12 protein-coding genes are annotated in these 18,320 nt (G+C 68.5%); 6 read left to right on the forward strand and 6 right to left on the reverse strand.

The window, feature by feature from the left end:
• Positions 1-98: 98 nt before the first annotated feature.
• Positions 99-983: a LysR family transcriptional regulator gene (locus VFY73_RS02095; protein ID WP_329716250.1), complete on the reverse strand. Its 885-nt coding sequence runs from the start codon at positions 981-983 to the stop codon at positions 99-101.
• 88 nt (positions 984-1,071) lie between these two features.
• On the opposite strand from VFY73_RS02095, the gene VFY73_RS02100 reads away from it, so the two are divergent.
• The 3 genes from VFY73_RS02100 (at position 1,072) to VFY73_RS02110 (ending at position 3,248) form a co-directional block, all read left to right on the forward strand.
• On the forward strand, positions 1,072-1,509 hold the full coding sequence (locus VFY73_RS02100; protein WP_329716251.1) for a DoxX family protein: 438 nt from the start codon (positions 1,072-1,074) through the stop codon (positions 1,507-1,509).
• A complete protein-coding gene (locus VFY73_RS02105) occupies positions 1,506-2,177 on the forward strand; it encodes a glutathione S-transferase family protein (RefSeq protein WP_329716252.1) in 672 nt (223 codons plus the stop codon). Before VFY73_RS02100 ends, VFY73_RS02105 begins: the two co-directional genes overlap by 4 nt.
• A gap of 159 nt (positions 2,178-2,336) precedes the next feature.
• Positions 2,337-3,248 carry a YihY/virulence factor BrkB family protein gene (locus tag VFY73_RS02110; RefSeq protein WP_414654373.1) on the forward strand — a complete coding sequence of 304 codons (912 nt, stop codon included), beginning with the start codon at positions 2,337-2,339 and terminating at the stop codon, positions 3,246-3,248.
• Positions 3,249-3,254: 6 nt separating this feature from the next.
• Here the strand turns inward: VFY73_RS02110 and VFY73_RS02115 are convergent, their stop codons facing one another.
• The 5 genes from VFY73_RS02115 to kaiC all read right to left on the reverse strand — a co-directional run bounded on the left by VFY73_RS02115 (position 3,255) and on the right by kaiC (position 8,415).
• On the reverse strand, positions 3,255-4,460 hold the full coding sequence (locus VFY73_RS02115; RefSeq protein ID WP_329716253.1) for an alpha/beta hydrolase: 1,206 nt from the start codon (positions 4,458-4,460) through the stop codon (positions 3,255-3,257).
• Between the two features lie 83 nt (positions 4,461-4,543).
• Entirely contained in the window at positions 4,544-6,232 is a 1,689-nt protein-coding gene (locus tag VFY73_RS02120) for a hybrid sensor histidine kinase/response regulator (protein ID WP_329716254.1), read from the reverse strand.
• Positions 6,233-6,244: 12 nt separating this feature from the next.
• The gene (locus VFY73_RS02125) at positions 6,245-6,538 is read right to left on the reverse strand and encodes a circadian clock KaiB family protein (protein ID WP_329716255.1); all 294 of its coding nucleotides are present in this window, start codon (positions 6,536-6,538) and stop codon (positions 6,245-6,247) included.
• 3 nt (positions 6,539-6,541) lie between these two features.
• Positions 6,542-6,886, reverse strand: a complete 345-nt coding sequence (locus VFY73_RS02130; RefSeq protein WP_329716256.1) for a circadian clock KaiB family protein — start codon at positions 6,884-6,886, stop codon at positions 6,542-6,544.
• Positions 6,886-8,415: a circadian clock protein KaiC gene (kaiC, locus tag VFY73_RS02135; protein WP_329716257.1), complete on the reverse strand. Its 1,530-nt coding sequence runs from the start codon at positions 8,413-8,415 to the stop codon at positions 6,886-6,888. Before kaiC ends, VFY73_RS02130 begins: the two co-directional genes overlap by 1 nt.
• A gap of 269 nt (positions 8,416-8,684) precedes the next feature.
• Between kaiC and VFY73_RS02140 the strand changes: the two genes are divergently transcribed.
• The 3 genes from VFY73_RS02140 to VFY73_RS02150 all read left to right on the forward strand — a co-directional run bounded on the left by VFY73_RS02140 (position 8,685) and on the right by VFY73_RS02150 (position 18,320).
• Positions 8,685-9,779 (forward strand): substrate-binding domain-containing protein, encoded by a 1,095-nt coding sequence (locus VFY73_RS02140; protein WP_414654374.1) that lies wholly within the window; start codon positions 8,685-8,687, stop codon positions 9,777-9,779.
• Between the two features lie 69 nt (positions 9,780-9,848).
• Entirely contained in the window at positions 9,849-12,200 is a 2,352-nt protein-coding gene (locus tag VFY73_RS02145) for an ATP-binding protein (protein WP_329716258.1), read from the forward strand.
• A gap of 456 nt (positions 12,201-12,656) precedes the next feature.
• On the forward strand, positions 12,657-18,320 hold the full coding sequence (locus tag VFY73_RS02150; protein WP_329716259.1) for an IPT/TIG domain-containing protein: 5,664 nt from the start codon (positions 12,657-12,659) through the stop codon (positions 18,318-18,320).

Genomic DNA, 18,320 nt, shown 5'->3' on the forward strand with positions numbered 1-18,320 from the left:
CAATCAATCAGGCCGGTTGAAAGCTTCGGTGACCGCTGGCCCAAATGCCTCAGGCAGGTGTCGCCACCGCCGTGGGGCCGTGACGGCGTGATTCGCCGTCAGTCCAGCACCAGTGTTTGCGTCAGGTGGCTGTACACCGTGGCCACTCGGCGCAGATGGCGCGATTCAGGGTGCGTCAGCAGCCACAGGTCGGTCTGGGCATCGTCGAGGCTTTCAGTCAGCTGGCGCAGGTCTCGACGCCGGCCGGCCAGGAACAACGGCAGCACGCCCACCGCCAAGCCGAGCGCAATCAGTTCCATCACCGTCAGGATGCTGTTGACGCGGTAGCTGGGCACCACCTTGGGAAAATGGCGCTTGCGCCAGACGACCGACGGATGCTCGGGCAGGGCGTCGTCCGGTGCGACCCATGCGGCTTTGCCTGCCGTGACGTCCGCCCATCGTTTGACCGGCCCTTTGGCGCTGGCGTACAGCGCCACGCGCACCGGCCCGATGAGCTTGCCGACCAGGTGCTGCGGCGGGCGCTTGGTGGCCCGCACGGCGATGTCGGCGTCGCGCCGGGTCAGGCTGGCCAGTTCATTGCCGGCATGCAATTCGTAGCTCAGGCGCGGGTGCCGGCCATGCAGGTCCGCCAGCGCCGGTGCGACGAGTGCATGCAGGACCGTGTCCGTCGTCGTGATGCGCACGGTGCCTGAGACCTGCTCCGGTAGCAGTTGCGCGGCCGAGCGTGCCGCTTCCAGAGCAGCCTCCACCTGCTCGGCTTGATCAGCCAGCGACAGCGCGAGTTCGTTGGCGGCATAGCCGGTGCGCGAGCGCTCGAACAGGGCCTGCCCGAGGCCGCGCTCGATGCGCTGCAAGCCGCGAAACACGGTCGATGCATCCACGCCCAGTCGCTCGCCCGCCTCGGCCAAGGTGCCGGTGCGGACCATCGCGAGCACGACCTCGAGATCCGTCGCGGTCAGTTGGTATTGCAGTCGTGCATTCATGGTTTGCCATCGTGCCAGTTTTCATGGCAAGTCTGCAATCCTACAGTCCGGCCATCGATCAACCCTGGGAAATCTTGGAGAAGCGCCCATGACCACGTCCGACCCCGCCGCCACCGCTCCCCTCGGCATCACCTTGTTGCGCCTCAGCCTGGGCGTGATGTGGCTTGCCCACGCGCTGCTGAAGTGGCTCGTCTTCACGCTGCCGGGCACAGCGCAGTTCTTCGACAGCGTCGGGTTGCCGGGCTTTCTGGCCTACCCGGTCTTCGCGGCGGAGCTGCTCGGCGGCTTGGCCCTGGTGCTGGGTATCTACGCCCGCCAGGTGGCGTTGGCCCTGGTGCCCATCATGGTCGCTGCGGCCTGGGTGCACATGCCCAACGGCTGGGTCTTCACCAGCCCGAACGGCGGCTGGGAGTACCCGGTGTTCCTGGTCTTCGCTTCGCTCGCTCTGTGGCTGCTGGGTGATGGTGCGCTGGTGATCCGGCGCAGCTCGCTGCTGGCACCGCGTTTCGCGCAGGGGGGGCGATGAGCACGCCGTTGACCCTGGTGTCGCATGTGCTGTGCCCGTATGTGCAGCGTGCCGCCATCGTGTTGGCGGAGAAGGGCATCGCCTTCGAGCGGCGCGACATCGACCTGGCGCACAAGCCGGCCTGGTTCCTCGCCATCTCGCCGCTCGGCAAGACGCCCGTGCTGCAGGTGGGCGACCAGGCTTTGTTCGAATCGGCGGTGATCTGCGAGTACCTGGACGAGACCCGTGGCCAGCGCCTGCACCCGGTCGATGCGCTGCAGCGTGCCCGACACCGCGGATGGATGGAGTTCGGCTCCGCGCTGCTGAACACGATCGGGGCCTTCTACTCGGCGCCTGACGAAGCCAGCCTGCAGGCCCGCGCGCAGGACATTCGCGCGCGGCTGCGGCAACTGGACCCGGTGCTCGGCGAAGGTCCGTACTTCGCGGGCGAGCGCTTCAGCCTGGTCGACGCAGTGTTCGGGCCGGTCTTTCGCTACTTCGACGCCTTCGATGCGATCGACGATTTCGGCTTCTTCGCAGGCTTGCCCAGGCTCGATCGCTGGCGAGGCTCGCTGGCACGACGACCTTCGGTGTCGTCGGCGGTTCAGCCGGACTACCCGGCGCAGCTGTGGACTTTCTTGCGGGCGCGCTCGTCGGCCCTGTCGGCGCGCATGGAGCTGGTAGCGTAGGCTGCTGGCGCAACTTCTTGCGCTGGTGGAACGTCTCTGACCGGTACAAACTTTCCGGCACACGGCTTGCTGCCCCTGACCCATGAACTGCAGGAACCTGATCACCTCGCGGCGCCGTCCCCCGGCCCGTCGCGGCCGTGGCAGCGCGCCGGTGTGGCGTTGAGTGGAAGCCGTCCGCACGATGCCGCGTGGCAGCTCGCGCGCCATCCGGTCGCGTTCGTTTTGCGCACGCTCAAGGCCTTTCGCGCCAACCAGGGCCTGTTGCTGGCTGGTGCGGTTGCGTACTACGCGCTGTTGTCGATCGTGCCGCTGCTGATCATCACGGCGATCGCGTTGTCGCACGTGGTGGACCAGGCCGAGCTGTTGCAGACCGTCGGCCGCTACCTCGAATGGCTGGTGCCGGGGCAGTCCGAGACGATCGTCGCCGAGCTCGCCCGTTTCCTGGCGCACCGCGACGTGATCGGTTGGCTGCTGCTGGTCACGATGCTGTTTTTCAGCTCGCTTGCGTTCACGGTGCTCGAGAACGCGATGTCGGTGATCTTCCACCACCGCGTCGCGATCCGCCGCCGGCACTTCATGGTGTCGGCGCTGATCCCGTATGGCTACATCTTCTGCCTGGGCCTGGGGTTGCTGCTTGTGACGCTGGTGGCGGGCGGCCTGCAGGCCATGGGCGACGAGGAGCTGCGGCTGCTGGGCCGCGAGTGGTCGATGACCGGCCTGTCGCGGGTGCTGCTCTACCTTGTCGGCTTTGGAGGCGAGGTGTTCGTGCTGGCCTCGATCTACATGGTGATGCCGGTCGGCCGGTTGTCGTGGCGCCATGCGCTCGTGGGGGCGGTGGTCGCGGCGCTGCTGTGGGAGGTCTCGCGGCGCGTGCTGGTCTGGTACTTCGCCACGCTGTCGCAGATCAGCGCGGTCTACGGCTCGCTGACGACGGCGATTGCCGTGTTGCTGAGCCTGGAGATCGGCGCGACGCTGTTGCTGCTCGGCGCCCAGGTGATCGCCGAATACGAACGCCTGGACAGCGAGCCGCTTGGCGCACCCCCTCAACCGTTCACGACCGATGGTCGCTGAGAGCTGTCAGGTCAGCCACGTGCGGATCTGCTGGTAGACGTCGCCGCGGCTGAGCAGGTCCCAGTGGTTGGCGGCGGTGACGACCATCTGGTGGCTCTGGGGCACGTTCAATGCGAGCTTCGGATCGCGGTGCACCCCCAATGCGCTGGCTACCGGCACCAGCCCATCGCCCAGCATGGCACTGCGCAGCCCCGTGCTCTGGGCGGAGGTGGTGGCGGCGACGAGGAAGCATTGCACGCCATCAGGCAGCGGTGTGGGCCGCCGGTCGTCCTGCTTCTGGGCGTGGCGATCGCGGTGCTGCCAGTCGGCGTCTTGCAGGTTGCCGAAGCGCAGGTCGGTGATGCCGGCGCTGCGTGTCTTGCCCAGGCGGGCGAATGGCGCCACGTACGGGCTGACGCCCAGCAGCGTGTCGACGAGCCGGCCACCGCGTTCGAGCGGTGCGCCATGGTGTGGCGTGCCGAGGAAGACGAGCTTGCGCAGCGCGGCCATCCACGGACGACCCTCCGCCACGCTGCAGGCGCTGCGGGTGACCAGCCCGCCCATGCTGTGGCAGACGATCACCAGCTCGTCCACCGGCACCGGCCAGTCGGCCACCAGGTCGTCGAGCAGCGCTGCGAACGCGCGCCCGTTCTGCGACACATGCAGGCCGCTGTTGTAGTGCAGGTAGACGGGGGTGAAGCCCAGATCGCGCGCCAGCGCCTGGCCGTGGTCGTGCCCGCGGCGCGACCACTGCAGATCGTTCATCGCCAGGCCATGCACCAACACCAGCAGCTTGCCGGTGGGGCGGGCGTTGGCCAGGGCTTGCCGGTACGGCCGACCACCGATGCGAAGTGACATCGGGATGGCCAGCGGGTTGCCGGTGTCGACCAAGTGGTCGCCCCAGACGCCGTTCAGCGCCGCGACGAACGCTTCGCGCTCAGGGGTGGAGGTGGCGGTGTCGAACGGCAGCGCGCCCCACAGTACGTCCAGGCCTTGGCCTACCGTGCGTGCGGTGCCGCGCACCGCGCGGTAGACGAAGCCGGTGATGCCTGAAGGCCGACCGTCGGGCGCCCTGCCGGTGATCCCGCTGACCGACGCGATCGTGTGGTGCATCGTCTCGACGAGGTCCGTGACGCCGACCACGGCATCCACGCCCAGGCGCGACAGCCCGCGGACATCGGCGGGCCGCAGCGGAACCTTCAGGCGCGGCGCGCCGGGGGCGGGTTTGGTCATGGGGGGCGCAGTCGAAGTGGCGGGGAAGCCCAACTGTGCGGGGCGCTTCGCTGCGACGCAAGCAATGCTTTAGTGATAACGGCCTATTCGCACGGCGAATGCACCGCCTGAACCTCGGCCAGCACCTGGATCAGCGCGTCGACCGCCACCGGCTTGACGAAGTGGTGGTCGAAGCCGGCCTGGCGCGTTCTCTGGCGATCTTCGTCCTGGCCCCAGCCGCTGAGCGCGATCAGCAGCATCTCCTGCCCCCATGCCTGCTCGCGGATGCGCCGCGCTGCGTCGAGCCCGCTCAGCTTGGGCAGGCCGATGTCGAGGATCACGGCCTGGGGCTGGTAGGCGCCGGCCGCGCGCACTGCCTCCAGCCCGTCATGCGCCGTGCGGGTGCTGTAGCCGAGCATCGACAGCAGCAGCGACATGCTTTGCGCGCTGTCGATGTTGTCGTCGACGACCAGCACGCGGATGTCGTTGGCCACCCCACGCGGCAGCGGGCCTGCCGCATCGGCATCACGGTCGGCGGGCGCGTGCAGGAGCGGCAGCCGCACGGTGAAGGTGCAGCCGCGGTTCGCGCCGTCGCTGTCGACGTCCACGCTGCCGCCGTGCATCTCGGCGAGCTTGCGCACCAGTGCCAGGCCGATGCCCAGCCCGCCTTGCGCACGCTCGAGTGAACGATCGACCTGCGCGAACAGGTCGAACACCCGCGGCAGCATGTCGCGCGGGATGCCGATGCCCGAGTCGCATACCTGGATGGCGACCTGCTCGCCGTCGCGCTCGGCCGACAGCGTGATGTGCCCGCCTTCCGGCGTGTACTTGGCGGCGTTGTTCATCAGGTTGGCGATGATCTGGGTCAGCCGGGTGAGGTCGCCATCGACGATCAGCGTGCGCGGCGCAGGCAGCCGCACCGTCAACTCATGCCGCCCGGCCGCAATCAGCGGCTTGCTGGTTTCGATCGCGGCCTGGATCGCGCTGACCAGGTCCACGTGTTCGCGCCGCAGTTCGACCTTGCCCTGGCTGATGCGGCTCACGTCGAGCAGATCGTCGACCAGGTGCACCATCTGCTTGAGCTGCCGCTCGATGATGCCGTGCGCTTCGGCGTGGATGTCGGTGTCCGGCGCGATCTGCATCATCTGCAGCGCATTGCGGATCGGCGCCAGCGGGTTGCGCAGTTCGTGCGCCAGCGTCGCGAGGAATTCGTCCTTGCGGCGGTCGGCGTCTTCCAGGGCTGCCTCTACCTTGACCCGCTCGCTGACATCGCGCACCACCGCGAGCAGCCCGGTCGGTTCGCCGGCGTTGTCGCGCGTCACCGTGACGGTCGACTCGACATGGATCTGCTCGCCCGAGTGCTTGACGTGCACATTACGCCCGCGCCAAGAGCCGGTGCGGGCGAGCGCGGTGGCCGCCGCCTGCGCATCGGCGGGGTCGAGCCAGCGGTAGTCATACAGCGCCGGCAAAGGCCGGCCCAGCGCGTGCGACACGGCCACGCCATACTGCCGCGCGGCGGCTTCGTTCATGTAGGTCACGCGCTGTTCGTTGTCGACCGCGATCACCGCGTCGTCGATCTGGGCAATCACCTCGCTGCGGAACCGGTTCGACGCCGCTTCGACGCCTTCCAGCACGTACAGCCGGTCGCCCACCACCAGCGCGTCCACCTCGCCCCCGCGGATCGCGCGCAGTGTTTCTTCCGCCTCCTCCAGACGCATCCGAAGTGCACTGATCTCGGCGAGCAGGCTTGCGCAGTCCTTGCCGTGGGGGGGCGGGCAGGCGTCGTCTTTCATGGGTGGCATCGGCTACGTGGTTTCAGGCGCCGGCGGCGCGGTGAGCCCCAGGCCGGACAGCAGGCGCGCGGTGTCCGACATGTCGCCGATGAAGCGGCGCTCCGGCGGCGGCAACTCACGGACCAGGGTGGGCGCGGCGATGACCTGGGCCTGCGATGCGATCGACGGGTTTTGCGAGATGTCGACCACCTGCAGGTCGTAGCCGCTTTCCAGGTGTTCTTCGCAGAGCTTGCGCACGTTGACGATGGCGCGGGACGAAGACGGTGTGGTACCGACGACATAGAGACAGAGCCGATGATGAAGCATGGGCTACTTCATCAAGGGCCGCACATCCAACCCGACGAGCACTCGCTCTTCGTTGGACAGGTCGCCGATGATCTTGCGTATCGGCTCGGGCACCTTGCGTACCAGCGTGGGCACCGCCAGGATCTGGTCGCCCGCGGCCAGGCGCGGGTTCACCAGCAGGTCGATCACCTCGATCTGGTAACGGCCGGCCAGGTGGGTCTCGCAGACACGCTGGAGGTTCTCGAGCGCGGCGATCGACTTGGCGGTCTGGCCAGCCACATAAAGTTTCAGTTGCCATTCCGGCGTGGGCGCCTCGCTGGCGGGCGGGGGGGCCGCGCTGGGCATCAGGCAGGGGGAGAAGCTGGTCATCATTTGCCTTTGCCGGCGCTCGGCGCGCCGGTCTGCACGTTGCGGGTGGCGCGCACGCGGGCAGAGCCGGTCAGCACCTGGTTGCCGGACACATACACATCGATCAGGTCGACCCCGTGGGCGCTCATCACGAACTCGCGCACCTGGTTCGAATGCGCCATGCCGCGCGACTTCAGCACCTGCAGCGTGCGTATGCGTTCGCTGTTGTGCTCATGGTTGGTCAGCAGCAGCCAGGTGTCCATCAACGACGACACGCCGACTTCGGAGTCGGCCTGTGACCCCTCCGAGTCGGAGGTGAGGCTGGTGAACATGGCCGTCACGCCCCGGTGCTTGAGGAAATCGATCAACCGCATCAGCGTGGGCTTGAGCGCGGCGTCGTTGCTCTCGATCGACAGGTTGCTGATCGGGTCGACGACGACCACGCGGGGCTTGAGCTCGCGCACCAGCTCGTACATCTGCACCAGGTGCTGCTCCAGCCCGTGCAGGGTCGGGCGCGAAGCATGCACGTGCAGCAGGTTGTCGCGCTGCCAGCGGGCCAGGTCGATGCCGATCGAGCGCATGTTGCGGAACAGCTGGCTGGCCGATTCCTCGTACGCGAAGTACAGCGCTCTTTCACCGCGCGCGCAGGCGGCCTCGGCGAAGCTTGCGCCCAGTGTGCTCTTGCCGGTGCCCGGCGAGCCGGAAACCAGCACGCTGCTGCCGCGGAACACACCCTGGCTGCCCAGCATGGCGTCCAGCCCGGCGACCCCGGTCGAGACGCGGTCATCGAGTGCTTCGTGGTCGAGTTGCAGCGAGGTGATCGGCAGCACCGACAGGCCTTTTGCGCCGATCAGGAACGGGTACTCGTTGGTGCCATGCGCCGACCCGCGGTACTTGACCACGCGCAGCCGGCGGGTCGAGACCTGTTCGACGATCCGGTGGTCCAGGATGATCACGCAGTCGGCCACGTACTCTTCGAGGCCGAAGCGGGTCAACGAGCTTTCGCCGCGCTCGCCGGTGATCACGGCCGTCATGCCGCGGTCTTTCAGCCAGCGGAACAGGCGTCGCAACTCGGCACGCAACACCGCGTGGTTGGGCAGCCCCGAGAACAACGCCTCGACGGTGTCCAGAACCACCCGCTTGGCGCCGATCGTGTCGATGGCGTGGCCGAGGCGGATGAACAGGCCCTCCAGATCGTACTCTCCGGTCTCCTGGATCTCGGTGCGCTCGATGTGCACATGGTCGAGCACGAGCAGCTTGCGGCGCTGCAAGTCGTCGAGGTCGAAGCCGATCGAGCGCATGTTGGCCGTCAGCTCCGCCGCACTTTCCTCGAACATCATGAAGACGCCGGGCTCGCCCTGTTCGACCGCGCCGCGGACCAGGAACTCGGCCGCCAGCATGGTTTTGCCACAACCGGCGCTGCCGCAGACCAGCGTCGGCCGTCCGCGTGGCAGCCCGCCGCCGGTGATCTCGTCCAGCCCCGCGATACCGGTGGCCGCCTTGGGCAGTCGAGCCCGGGAAGCGGGCGACTGATCAAGCATGTTCGACATGGGCAGAAACCCCTCCGCAAGAAAAGCTTTGACTTGAACGGGTCGCCGAGCCCGGCGGGTGACGCCCATGGCGAGGGGCGGAGCAATCAGAGTGCCCGGGGTTCTGACGGACCCGTGCATGGGCCCTGCCCGGCGGCTTGCCGCGCCCTGGTGAGCGGCGCTATCCTGCGAGCCAGGGAGCCGCACAGGCTGGCCCCGCCATCTCGTGGCGTGGCGAGGAGAACACGTTGAGTCGCCTGGGTGGGGTTTGCTGCGGGCGTTGGCGTTCGGTGTTGCCGCTGGTTGGCGTGCTGCTGGCCGGTGTGTCGCCTGCGCCAGGCTCTTTGGCGGAAACGTTTTCTCTCGAATCGGCAAAAGCGGTGGTCGAGCAGGCCACGCGCCCTTCCACCCGATGGAGCGGGCCCGTCGCGGGCCCGAGCGCGCAGCCCGGCAAGACCGTGGCCGTGCTGGCAGAGGACCTGCGCAACGGCGGCGTGCTGAGCGTGGCGCAGGGCATCCGCGAGGCGGCGCGCGAGATCGGGTGGGCGGTCCGAGTCTACGACGCGGGTGGCACGCCCGCCGGGCGCAAGCGGGCGGTGGCCGACGCGCTGGCCGGGCGGCCGGACGGCTTGGCGATCTGCGGCTCCGACGCCTACGAACTGTTGTCGGCGCTGAAGGAGGGCGGCGATCGCCTGCCACCGGTGGTCGGCTGGCATGCGGCGGCCGAGGCCGGGCCAGTCGAGGGCACGCCGGTGGCGACCAACGTGACCACCGACCCGCTGGCCGTGGCCCGCACCACCGCGATGGCGGCCGTGGTGCAGTCCGCAGGGCAAGCCGGGGTGGTGGTCTTCACCGATTCACGCTTCCGGATCGCCACCGCGAAGTCCGAAGCGATGGCGGCCGTCATCCGCCGGTGCGGCGGCTGCGCGTTGCTCGAAGTCCGCGATGTCGCGATTTCCGAGGCGGCGTCGCGCATGCCGACGGTGACGCGGGAACTGCTGGCGCGCCATGGCAGCCGCTGGACGCACGCGCTGGCGATCAACGACATCTACTTCGACTATGCCGTGCCGACGCTGATGTCGATGGGCGTGCCGAACGCCGGCATCAGCCTGCTGTCGGCCGGCGATGGCAGTGCGCCGGCCTTCATGCGGATTCGCGCCGGCTCGTACCAGACCGGCACCGTGGCCGAACCCTTGAACATGCAGGGTTGGCAGGTCGTCGACGAGTTGAACCGGCTGATGCACGGCCAGGCGGTCAGCAGGTTCATCGCGCCGGTCCACCTGATCAACGCGGCCAACATAGCCACCGAAGGGGGGGCACGCCAGGTGTACGACCCGGCCAACGGCTACCGCGAAGCCTACTTGCGCATCTGGAAGGGCCGCTGACCCATGCCGCGCCGGCCCGCTACCGACGGCCCTGTTCAGCCGCCCCCGGCCGGGCGGCTGGACCGCTGGATGCCGCACTCGCTGCAGGGGCAGTTCGCCGCCGCGCTGATGGCCATGGGCGCCCTGGTGGTGGCCGGTGGCGTGACGGCGGTCTATGCGCTTCGTGCCACCGGCGACGCGGCGCGCCAGGTGTCGCAAGAGCGGCTGGCGCTGGTCGAGGTGGCGCAGGACCTGCAGCAGCACACGCAGCAGATCCAGTTGTTGTCGGACCGCATGGTGGCGGCCGAAACCGGCCCGGCCGTGCGGCGCCATTACGAGCAGATCCTGCGCAAGCTCGACGAGCTGGACCAACTGACGGCACGGCTCGCCGTCAGCGACGATGCTTCGGTGCTCGACCTGCACATGGCCAGCCAGCTGTTCCGCAACTCCGCCCATGTGATCAGCCACGTGCGCGGGGATGCGTCGATGGGCGGCGCTCCGGAGGTGAGGGCGGTGGCACTGGCCAGCTACCGCGACGAGATGCAGGCCCACGCCTTGGCGATGGTCGGCGCCGCACGCACACAGTCCGACCAGCTGACGCGGGCCTATCAGGCGGCCGTGCAGCGGGTGGTCGACGCCTCACACGTCAGCGCGTGGTGGGTCGTCGGCTGGCTGGCCTTCAGCCTGCTGGGCGCCTGGCTGATTGCGCGGCGCCTGCTGGGCCGACACGTGCTGGCGCGTTTGCAGCAGGTCAGCCTCACCCTGCGCAGCGTCGACGTCGACGTGCAGGCGTTGCCGACATCGACGCTGGCGGCCGTGCACGGCGACGACGAAGTGGGCCAGATGGCGCGCGCGGTCGAACAGTTTCTGCGCGACCGGCGCCAGCTGGCGCTGACCCAGGCGCGGCTGGAGGAAGAGCAGCAGCGCCTGGCCGCGATCATCGACAACACGGCCGACAGCATCGTCGTGCTGCAGGCCGGCCGGGTGAGGCAGCTGAACCGGGCGGCCGAGCGAATGTTCGGGTTGCGCCAGGCCGAGGCCACCGGCCTTCCAGGCGAAGAGCTGATACCCGGCCTCGACTGGCAGGCGCCGACCTTGCCGGGCGTGACGCTCGACGCCACGGCGCGCAGCGGCGGCGGGTGCCACATCCCGGTCGAGGCGTCGCTGAACCGGGTGGCCGGCCGCGCCGGCGACCTGATCGTGCTGGTGATCCGCGACGCCACATTGCGCAAGGAGGCCGAGCAACACCTGATCGCTGCACGCGATGCGGCGGTGGCAGCGCGCGCCGCCCAGGCGGCGTTCCTGGCGACGATGAGCCATGAGCTGCGTACGCCGTTGAATGGGGTGCTGGGCTACGCGCAGATCCTGGAGCTGGACACGTCCTTGTCCGAGCGGCAGGCGTTGGCGGCCGAGACCATCCGCCGCAGCGGCGAGCACCTGCTGGCGTTGATCAACGACCTGCTCGACCTGGCCAAGCACGACGCCGGCAAGCTCGAGCTCTGCCTGGACGGCATGTCCCTTCTCGAATGCCTGCGCGTCACGTCGGACATCATCCGCGTCAAATCGGACCAGGCCGGGTTGGTGTTCCGGGTCGACGTGGGGCCCGATGTGCCGCCGACCGTGCTGGCCGACGAGAAGCGGCTCCGGCAGGTCTTGCTGAACCTGCTGAGCAATGCGGTGAAGTTCACCGACCGGGGCGAGGTCGTGTTGGGCGTGCACCGCGTGGGTGAAGCCGTGCGTCACCACGCCGTGCTGCGCTTCGAGGTGCGCGACACCGGCGTCGGCATGCCGCAGGACCAACTGGAGAAGGTCTTCCAGCCTTTCGAGCAGACGGGCGATGCGCGCCGGCGCACGGTCGGCACCGGCCTGGGCTTGGCCATCAGCCGTCAGTTGGTGCAGCTGATGGGGGGCGACATCCAGGTGGCCAGCGAGTTGGGGCGAGGCACGGTGTTTTCATTCGAGCTGGAGTTTCGCGTCGTGCCGCCCGCAACAGCCACCGCCACGGCCGAGGCGGAAATCGTGGGCTACGAGGGGCCGCGCAAGCGCGTCCTGATCGTCGACGACCTGGCCGCCAATCGGCTGGTGATGCGCGACCTGCTGCTGCCGCTGGGTTTCGAGATCGACGAAGCGGCCGACGGCCGGCGGGCCGTGGAACGCGCCCGGGCAATCAACCCGGACCTGATTGTGATGGACATCGCGATGCCGGTCATGGACGGACGCCAGGCGATGGCCGCGATACGCCAGATCGAATCGCTGCGCGCGGTGCCGATCATCATCGTGTCGGCGTCGGTCGATGCGGCGGACATGCGCGCGGTGCCGGACCTGCCGGCCTCGACATTCCTGCCCAAACCGGTCGACCGCGAGCTGTTGCTGCGTGAAGTCGCCCGATTGCTTGGGCTGATGTGGCGACACTCGGCCGCCGCGGCCGAACCTTTGAGCTGAAGGGTTCGGGCCAAGGTCCCGATGCACCTGTCAACCCTGATGCCTTGTTAGATGAGGGAACGCGCTGGATGACGCGCTGGCGTGCGGACCCGAATGAAACGGTCGGTAACGTAAATTGCCGACTGCGGTTTGGCCTACCTAACATCGCGCCGTAACGAATGGTCGGAGCGCCTTGGGCCGCGACGACAAAAAACCGGGAGGAGACGCGCCCGCGAAGGCCATGGCCAGGCTGGCAGGTGCGCATTGGGCCCCCTGTGAAAACGTGAATCTTCCTGTGCGAAGAGGGTGCGGCGTGGCCTCTTCGCAGCAGACGAAATGAACGGCGCGCAGCACCGCGCCCGCCTGGCGGGGGGCCTGGGTGCGCGTGTCCAAGTGAGGAGGCAGGGGCGAATGCACCAGGTCATTGCGAGTGCGTGGCGGCAGGTGGGCGGGTTGTTTCCGCGTCGGTCGGCCAGGATGGATCGTGCACTGCCCGTTGTCCGCGGCGGATCCCTCGGGCTGGACGCCGGAGCGCGGCTGCTGGAGAAGCTGGCCGTGGTCGCCATCCTCTGCGCCGGCTCAGTGGCCTGGGCTGGTGATGTCCAGTACGTGTACGACCGTGCCGGTCGGCTCGTGGGCGTGGTGGACGCGAACGGCGGCAGCGCGCGGTACGAGTACGACCGGGCCGGCAACATCAAGTCGATCAAGCAGTTCGCGGTGAACGAACTGTGGCTGGGCGAGTTCTCCCCGGCGGTCGGTCCGGCGGGCACGTCCGTGACACTGCACGGCGGCGGATTCAGCACCACGCCGGCCAGCAACACCGTCCGCTTCAACGGCACGGTCGCCATGGTGACTGCAGCGACGGCCAACACCTTGACGGTGACAGTACCGGCCGATGCGACGACCGGTCCGGTTTCGGTCAAGGTCGGGACGAACACCGTCTCGTCCGCGGCGGCATTCGTCGTCGGTGCCGCACCGGGCGCCGCGCCAAAGATCACGAGTTTCACGCCGACCTTCGGGGATGCAGGGACGGCCGTGACCCTGACCGGAACCCGATTCGACCCGGACAAAGCCAACGACCTGGTGCTGTTGAACGGCCGCGCGTCCGCCGTCACGACGGCCACGTCGACCAAGCTCCAGGTCGTCGTGCCGGCGCAGGCTACTTCCGGGAAATTCACCGTCAGGACGCCCTCGGGCAGTGCCACCAGTTCAGCCGACTTCTTCGTGACGCCCTCCGGCATCAGTTCGGCGGACATCCAGGAGCGAGGGCGGATCCAGCCCGATGGTGCGCCGGTGGCCGTCGCCGACCTGGCGGCGGGCAAGTACGCCCAATACCTGTTCGACGCGGTCGCGGGCCGCAGCTTCGGCCTGGGTTTCTCTGGTTTCACCGGGCTGCCGGCCGATGGCAACGGCACGGTTTCCGTGCTGCTCAGGGCGCCGGACGGGACGGCCATCGATCCGAAATGCACCTCGGTGGAGGCGCGATATGGCGACGGCAGCTGCAACCTTTCTTCGTTGCCACAGAGCGGGACCTACCAGGTGCTGGTCCGGGCGGACAGCGCCCATTCGGCAAGCTTCAACCTGGTGCTCAGCACGGACGGCGGCTCCGCACTCGTGCCCAACGCCGATCCGGTCACGTTCACGGCGGCCCGCGCGGGGCAGAACGGGCGCTACACCTTTGCCGGCAGCGTCGGCAACAGCTACGGCATCGCCCTCAGTGACGTGACCATCCCCGGAACGTGGACGTACGTCCGCGTGCTGGCGCCGAACGGTGCCGAACTGGTCTATGGCTACGTGGGGGCCGGCCACACGCCACCGACGGTTGATGTCGTCAATGTGCCGACCACCGGCACCTACACGGTCTTCGTCGATCCCTATCGTGCCGGCGCGGGGCAGGTCAAGCTCGCGCTGAGAGAGCCTGCAGCCGGCAGCCTGGCCATCGACGGTGCGCCTGCGGCCCTGAGCCTGCTGCCGGGGCAGAACGGTGTCTACACGTTCACCGGCGCGGCCGACCGGCGACTGGGCTTGGGTCTGTCCGGGCTGAGCACGACACCCGCCGGCGGGTCGGTCCACGTCAGGCTCTACGGCCCGACCGGGGCCCTGGTGGCCGACTGCGGAGCCGCCACGTCCGACACCGAGTGCGACTTCCCGCCGCTGCCGGTGCAAGGGAAGTACTCGGTCAAGGTCGATCCGGCGGGCATCCATGCGGCCGCGATGACCCTGACGCTGTCGGCCGACATCGCCGACAAGCTGGTCGTCAATGCCCCGTCCCCGACGACCTTCAACACGACCCGTCCGGGCCAGAACGGCCGCTACACCTTCAGCGGCACGACGGGCCGGAACTACAGCATCGCGCTGAGCGACGTCACCATCCCCGGCACCTGGACCAACGTCACCGTCCATGCGCCGGACGGCACGGAACTGGCCCAGGGCTACACCGGCGCGGGCTATCCGCCACCCGCCGTGGATGTCTCCAACGTTCCTGCAACCGGCACCTACAGCGTCTTTGTCGACCCGTTCCGTGCGGCCACCGGTCAGCTGCGTCTCGCGCTGGCGGAAACCGCCGCTGGCAGCCTCACGATCGACGGGGCGCCGACTTCAGTCAACCTGCTGGCGGGCCAGAACGGGCAGTACACCTTCGCCGGCGTGGCAGGCCGTCGCCTGGGCCTGGGCGTTTCGGGCGTGGCCACGACACCCGCAGGTGGCGACGTGGCCGTCAAGCTGCACGGCCCGACTGGCGCCGTGGTCGCCGACTGCGGCTCGGGCTCGACCGACTTCGAGTGCGATTTCCCGGCGTTGCCGGCCTCGGGGACGTACACGCTCAAGGTCGACGGCAGGGGGGGCTACGCCACGGCCCTGACCCTGACCTTGTCGAGCGACGTGGCCGGCACGCTGACGGTGGATTCGCCGACGCCCACGACCTTCAGCACCAGCCGCGCTGGCCAGAACGGGCGCTACACCTTCGCCGGCAAGGCCGGCAAGAACTACACCATCGCGATCAGCGATATCACGATCGCCGGCACCTGGACCGTGGTGACCGTCTTTGCGCCCGACGGTGCCGAGCTCGCCTCCGGCTTCGCCGGCGCCGGCTACGCCCCGCCCGCGATCGACGTTGTCAACGCGCCGTCCACCGGCAACTACGCCGTGGTCGTCGATCCCTTCCGCGCAGCCACGGGCGAAGTCAAGCTGGCCCTGACGGAGACGGTCTCCGGCACGCTCGTCCTCGATGGCGCACCGACGCCGGTGAGTCTGCTGGCCGGGCAGAACGGTCAGTACAGCTTCAGCGGCAGTGCAGGTCAGCAACTCGGGCTGGGCCTGGCCGGCGTGGCCACCACGCCCGCAGGCGGTGACATTGCCGCCAGGCTGTACGGGCCGACAGGGGCGCTGATCGCCGACTGCGGCAACACCGCGACCGATGCCGAATGCGACTTCCCGACCTTGCCTTCGACAGGGACGTATGTCGTTCGGATCGATCCGAGGGGCACGGTCGCCGCGACCCTGAACCTGTCGCTGTCGCGCGATCTGACCGATACGCTGGTCGTCGACGCCGGCGTGCCAACGACCTTCTCGACCAGCCGGGCAGGCCAGAACGGCCGCTACACCTTCGCCGGTGAAAGAGGCAAGAACTACAGCATTCCCATCAGCGATGTGACCATCACGGGCACCTGGACGGTCATCTCCGTGCTCGCACCGGATGGCTCCGAACTGGCGCGTGCGAACGCTGGCGCGGGCTACTCGCCGCCCACCCTGGTCGTCAACAACCTGCCGGCCACCGGCAGCTACCAGGTCGTCGTCGATCCTTTCCGTTCGGCGACCGGCCAGTTGCGCCTGAAGGTCGTCAACACCGGGGTCACCGATCCCGGCACGCAGACACCGAACGGCAGCATCGCGGTCAACGGGGCGCCGCTGGGCGTCGACGTGCCGGTGGGCCAGACCCACCTGTACACCTTTAGCGCCACGGCCGGCCAGCGGCTCGGGCTCGGGGTCACGAACATCGTCTCGGCACCTGCCAACCAGCGGCTGCGCGTGTTCATCAAGCGGCCGGACAACATCACCACGCTGGCCGAATGCGGCACCGACAGCACGGCTTACAGCTGCGACTTCGGGCCACTGCCGTCGACCGGCACTTACACGGTGGCCGTGCAGCCGTCCGCAGGATCTTCGGCGACCGCGACGCTGACGCTCAGCACCGACTCGGTGGCTGCGCTGGCGATGAACGGCGCAGGTGTCCGGTTCGACGCGGCGCGACCCGGCCAGAACGGCAGGTTCACCTTCACCGGCACCGAAGGGCGCAGAACCACGATCGCCTGGACGGACGCGACGATTCCCGGCAACTACAGCTACCTGCGCGTGTACCGACCCGACGGCGTGCTTGTTGCGAGCAGCTATTTCTCGGCCGACAGCCTGCCCAACGGTGCACTCGAGCTGGGGACGCTGGTGATGAGCGGCAACCACACCGTCTTCATCGACCCGCTCAGGACGAACGCCGGCCAGGTGACGGTCTCGGTGCGGGAGAACGCCACCGGAACGGTCGCCGTCGATGGCGCGGCTACGCCGGTCAGCCTGCTGTCCGGCCAGGCCGGGCGGTACTCGTTCACAGGGGCCAAGGGACAGCGTCTGGGGCTGGGCATCACCGGTATCACCACCACGCCGGCGAACGGCACCGTCGCGGTCCGGGTCGTCGACCCCAACGAGAGGCTGATCAAGGATTGCGGCAACTCGGCGACCGATTTTTCTTGCGATATCGGGCCGCTGTTGGTGGCGGGCAAGCATGTCGTCGAAGTCGAACCGGCCCGGGGCGGTTCGGCTGCCCTCGGCCTGGTCTTGTCGAACGACGCGGGCGGGGAGGTCTCCCGCGATCCTGACGCCCCCACCTTGTTTGCCACCGAACGGGCAGGCCAGAACGGCCGCTACACCTTCAGCGGGACGGCGGGCCAGGCGACGAGCGTCGTCTGGACCGAGGCCACGTTCCCGGGCTACTGGAGCTACCTGTACGTCTACAAGCCGGATGGGACGCGGCTGGCCAGCCACCACCTGGGCGCGGCGGGCCCGAACGGGATCCTCGACCTCGGCACGCTGACCGACACGGGGACATACACCGTGCTCATCGATCCACTGACCACCGGCACGGGCCAGGTCAAAGTGGCCGTGCCGACGCAGGACGAGGCGACGCTCGTGATCGACGGTTCGAGCCGGGCCGTGTCGCTCAAGACCGGGCAGGGCGGTCGCTATGAGTTCACCGGCAAGGTGGGGCAGAACCTCGGCATCGGCGTGACCGGCCTCGTGCTGGTCCCGTCGCAGAGCGGTGTCAGCCTGCGCGTCTACGACCCGAGTGGCCGGATGGTCAAGGACTGCAGCAGCTATTCGCGCGATGGCGCCTGTGTCATCCCGACGCTGGTGCAGGCGGGCACCTACTCGGTGATCGCCAGGCCCACCGCGGCCAACTCTGCCAGCTTCAGCCTGATGCTGTCCAAGGACCTGTCGGCCGAAATGACGCCGAACGCCGACACGGCGACCGTCTTCGACAGTTCTCGCCCGGGCCAGAACGGCCGCTACACCTTCAAGGCGAGTTCGGGCCAGCATCTCTCCCTGGCCTGGCGCGACGCCACGATCTCCGGCTACTGGAGCTACCTGCACGTCGAGAACCCGGACGGTTCCAGGCTGCTCGGCAATCGCATGTTCAGCAAGGAGTCGTCTTCCAGCGGGTTCGTGGATCTGGGCGTGGCCGCCGACACGGGCACCTTCACGCTGCTGGTCGACCCTCATGAAGCCAACACCGGCCAGGTGACGCTGTTCGTCAACCGGGCGCTGACCGGCTCGCTCGTGGTCGATGCCGACGCGGTGGCGGTGGCCTTGAGCCCCGGACGCCTGTTCGAGCACTCGTTCGTTGCCACGTCCGGGCAGCGCCTGGGCGCGGTCCTGAGCGAGGTCACCACCTCGCCTGCGCCGCGGTCGGAGGACCCGTTCACGATGCAGCTGCTGAGTCCGACGGGCCAGGTGCTGGAGACCTGCACGCTTGGCGGCGAGTTCAACTCGAGCTGCCGCTTCCCGGCGATCCCCGCCGCAGGAACGTATCGCGTGCTGCTGCATGCCGGGCCCAATGCGTCCAGTTTCAAGATTCGCATCCGTTCAACGATTTGA

This window comes from Ideonella sp. (genome assembly GCF_036277275.1).
Taxonomy (GTDB): Bacteria; Pseudomonadota; Gammaproteobacteria; order Burkholderiales; family Burkholderiaceae_C; genus Ideonella.

Bases quoted from the DNA above. Each gene is read 5' to 3' on its own strand.
- VFY73_RS02095 (WP_329716250.1), bottom strand. From the start codon at position 983: ATGAATGCACGACTGCAATACCAACTGACCGCGACGGATCTCGAGGTC.
- VFY73_RS02100 (WP_329716251.1), top strand. From the start codon at position 1,072: ATGACCACGTCCGACCCCGCCGCCACCGCTCCCCTCGGCATCACCTTG.
- VFY73_RS02105 (WP_329716252.1), top strand. From the start codon at position 1,506: ATGAGCACGCCGTTGACCCTGGTGTCGCATGTGCTGTGCCCGTATGTG.
- VFY73_RS02115 (WP_329716253.1), bottom strand. From the start codon at position 4,460: ATGACCAAACCCGCCCCCGGCGCGCCGCGCCTGAAGGTTCCGCTGCGG.
- VFY73_RS02120 (WP_329716254.1), bottom strand. From the start codon at position 6,232: ATGAAAGACGACGCCTGCCCGCCCCCCCACGGCAAGGACTGCGCAAGC.
- VFY73_RS02125 (WP_329716255.1), bottom strand. From the start codon at position 6,538: ATGCTTCATCATCGGCTCTGTCTCTATGTCGTCGGTACCACACCGTCT.
- VFY73_RS02130 (WP_329716256.1), bottom strand. From the start codon at position 6,886: ATGACCAGCTTCTCCCCCTGCCTGATGCCCAGCGCGGCCCCCCCGCCC.
- kaiC (WP_329716257.1), bottom strand. From the start codon at position 8,415: ATGTCGAACATGCTTGATCAGTCGCCCGCTTCCCGGGCTCGACTGCCC.
- VFY73_RS02145 (WP_329716258.1), top strand. From the start codon at position 9,849: ATGCCGCACTCGCTGCAGGGGCAGTTCGCCGCCGCGCTGATGGCCATG.
- VFY73_RS02150 (WP_329716259.1), top strand. From the start codon at position 12,657: ATGGATCGTGCACTGCCCGTTGTCCGCGGCGGATCCCTCGGGCTGGAC.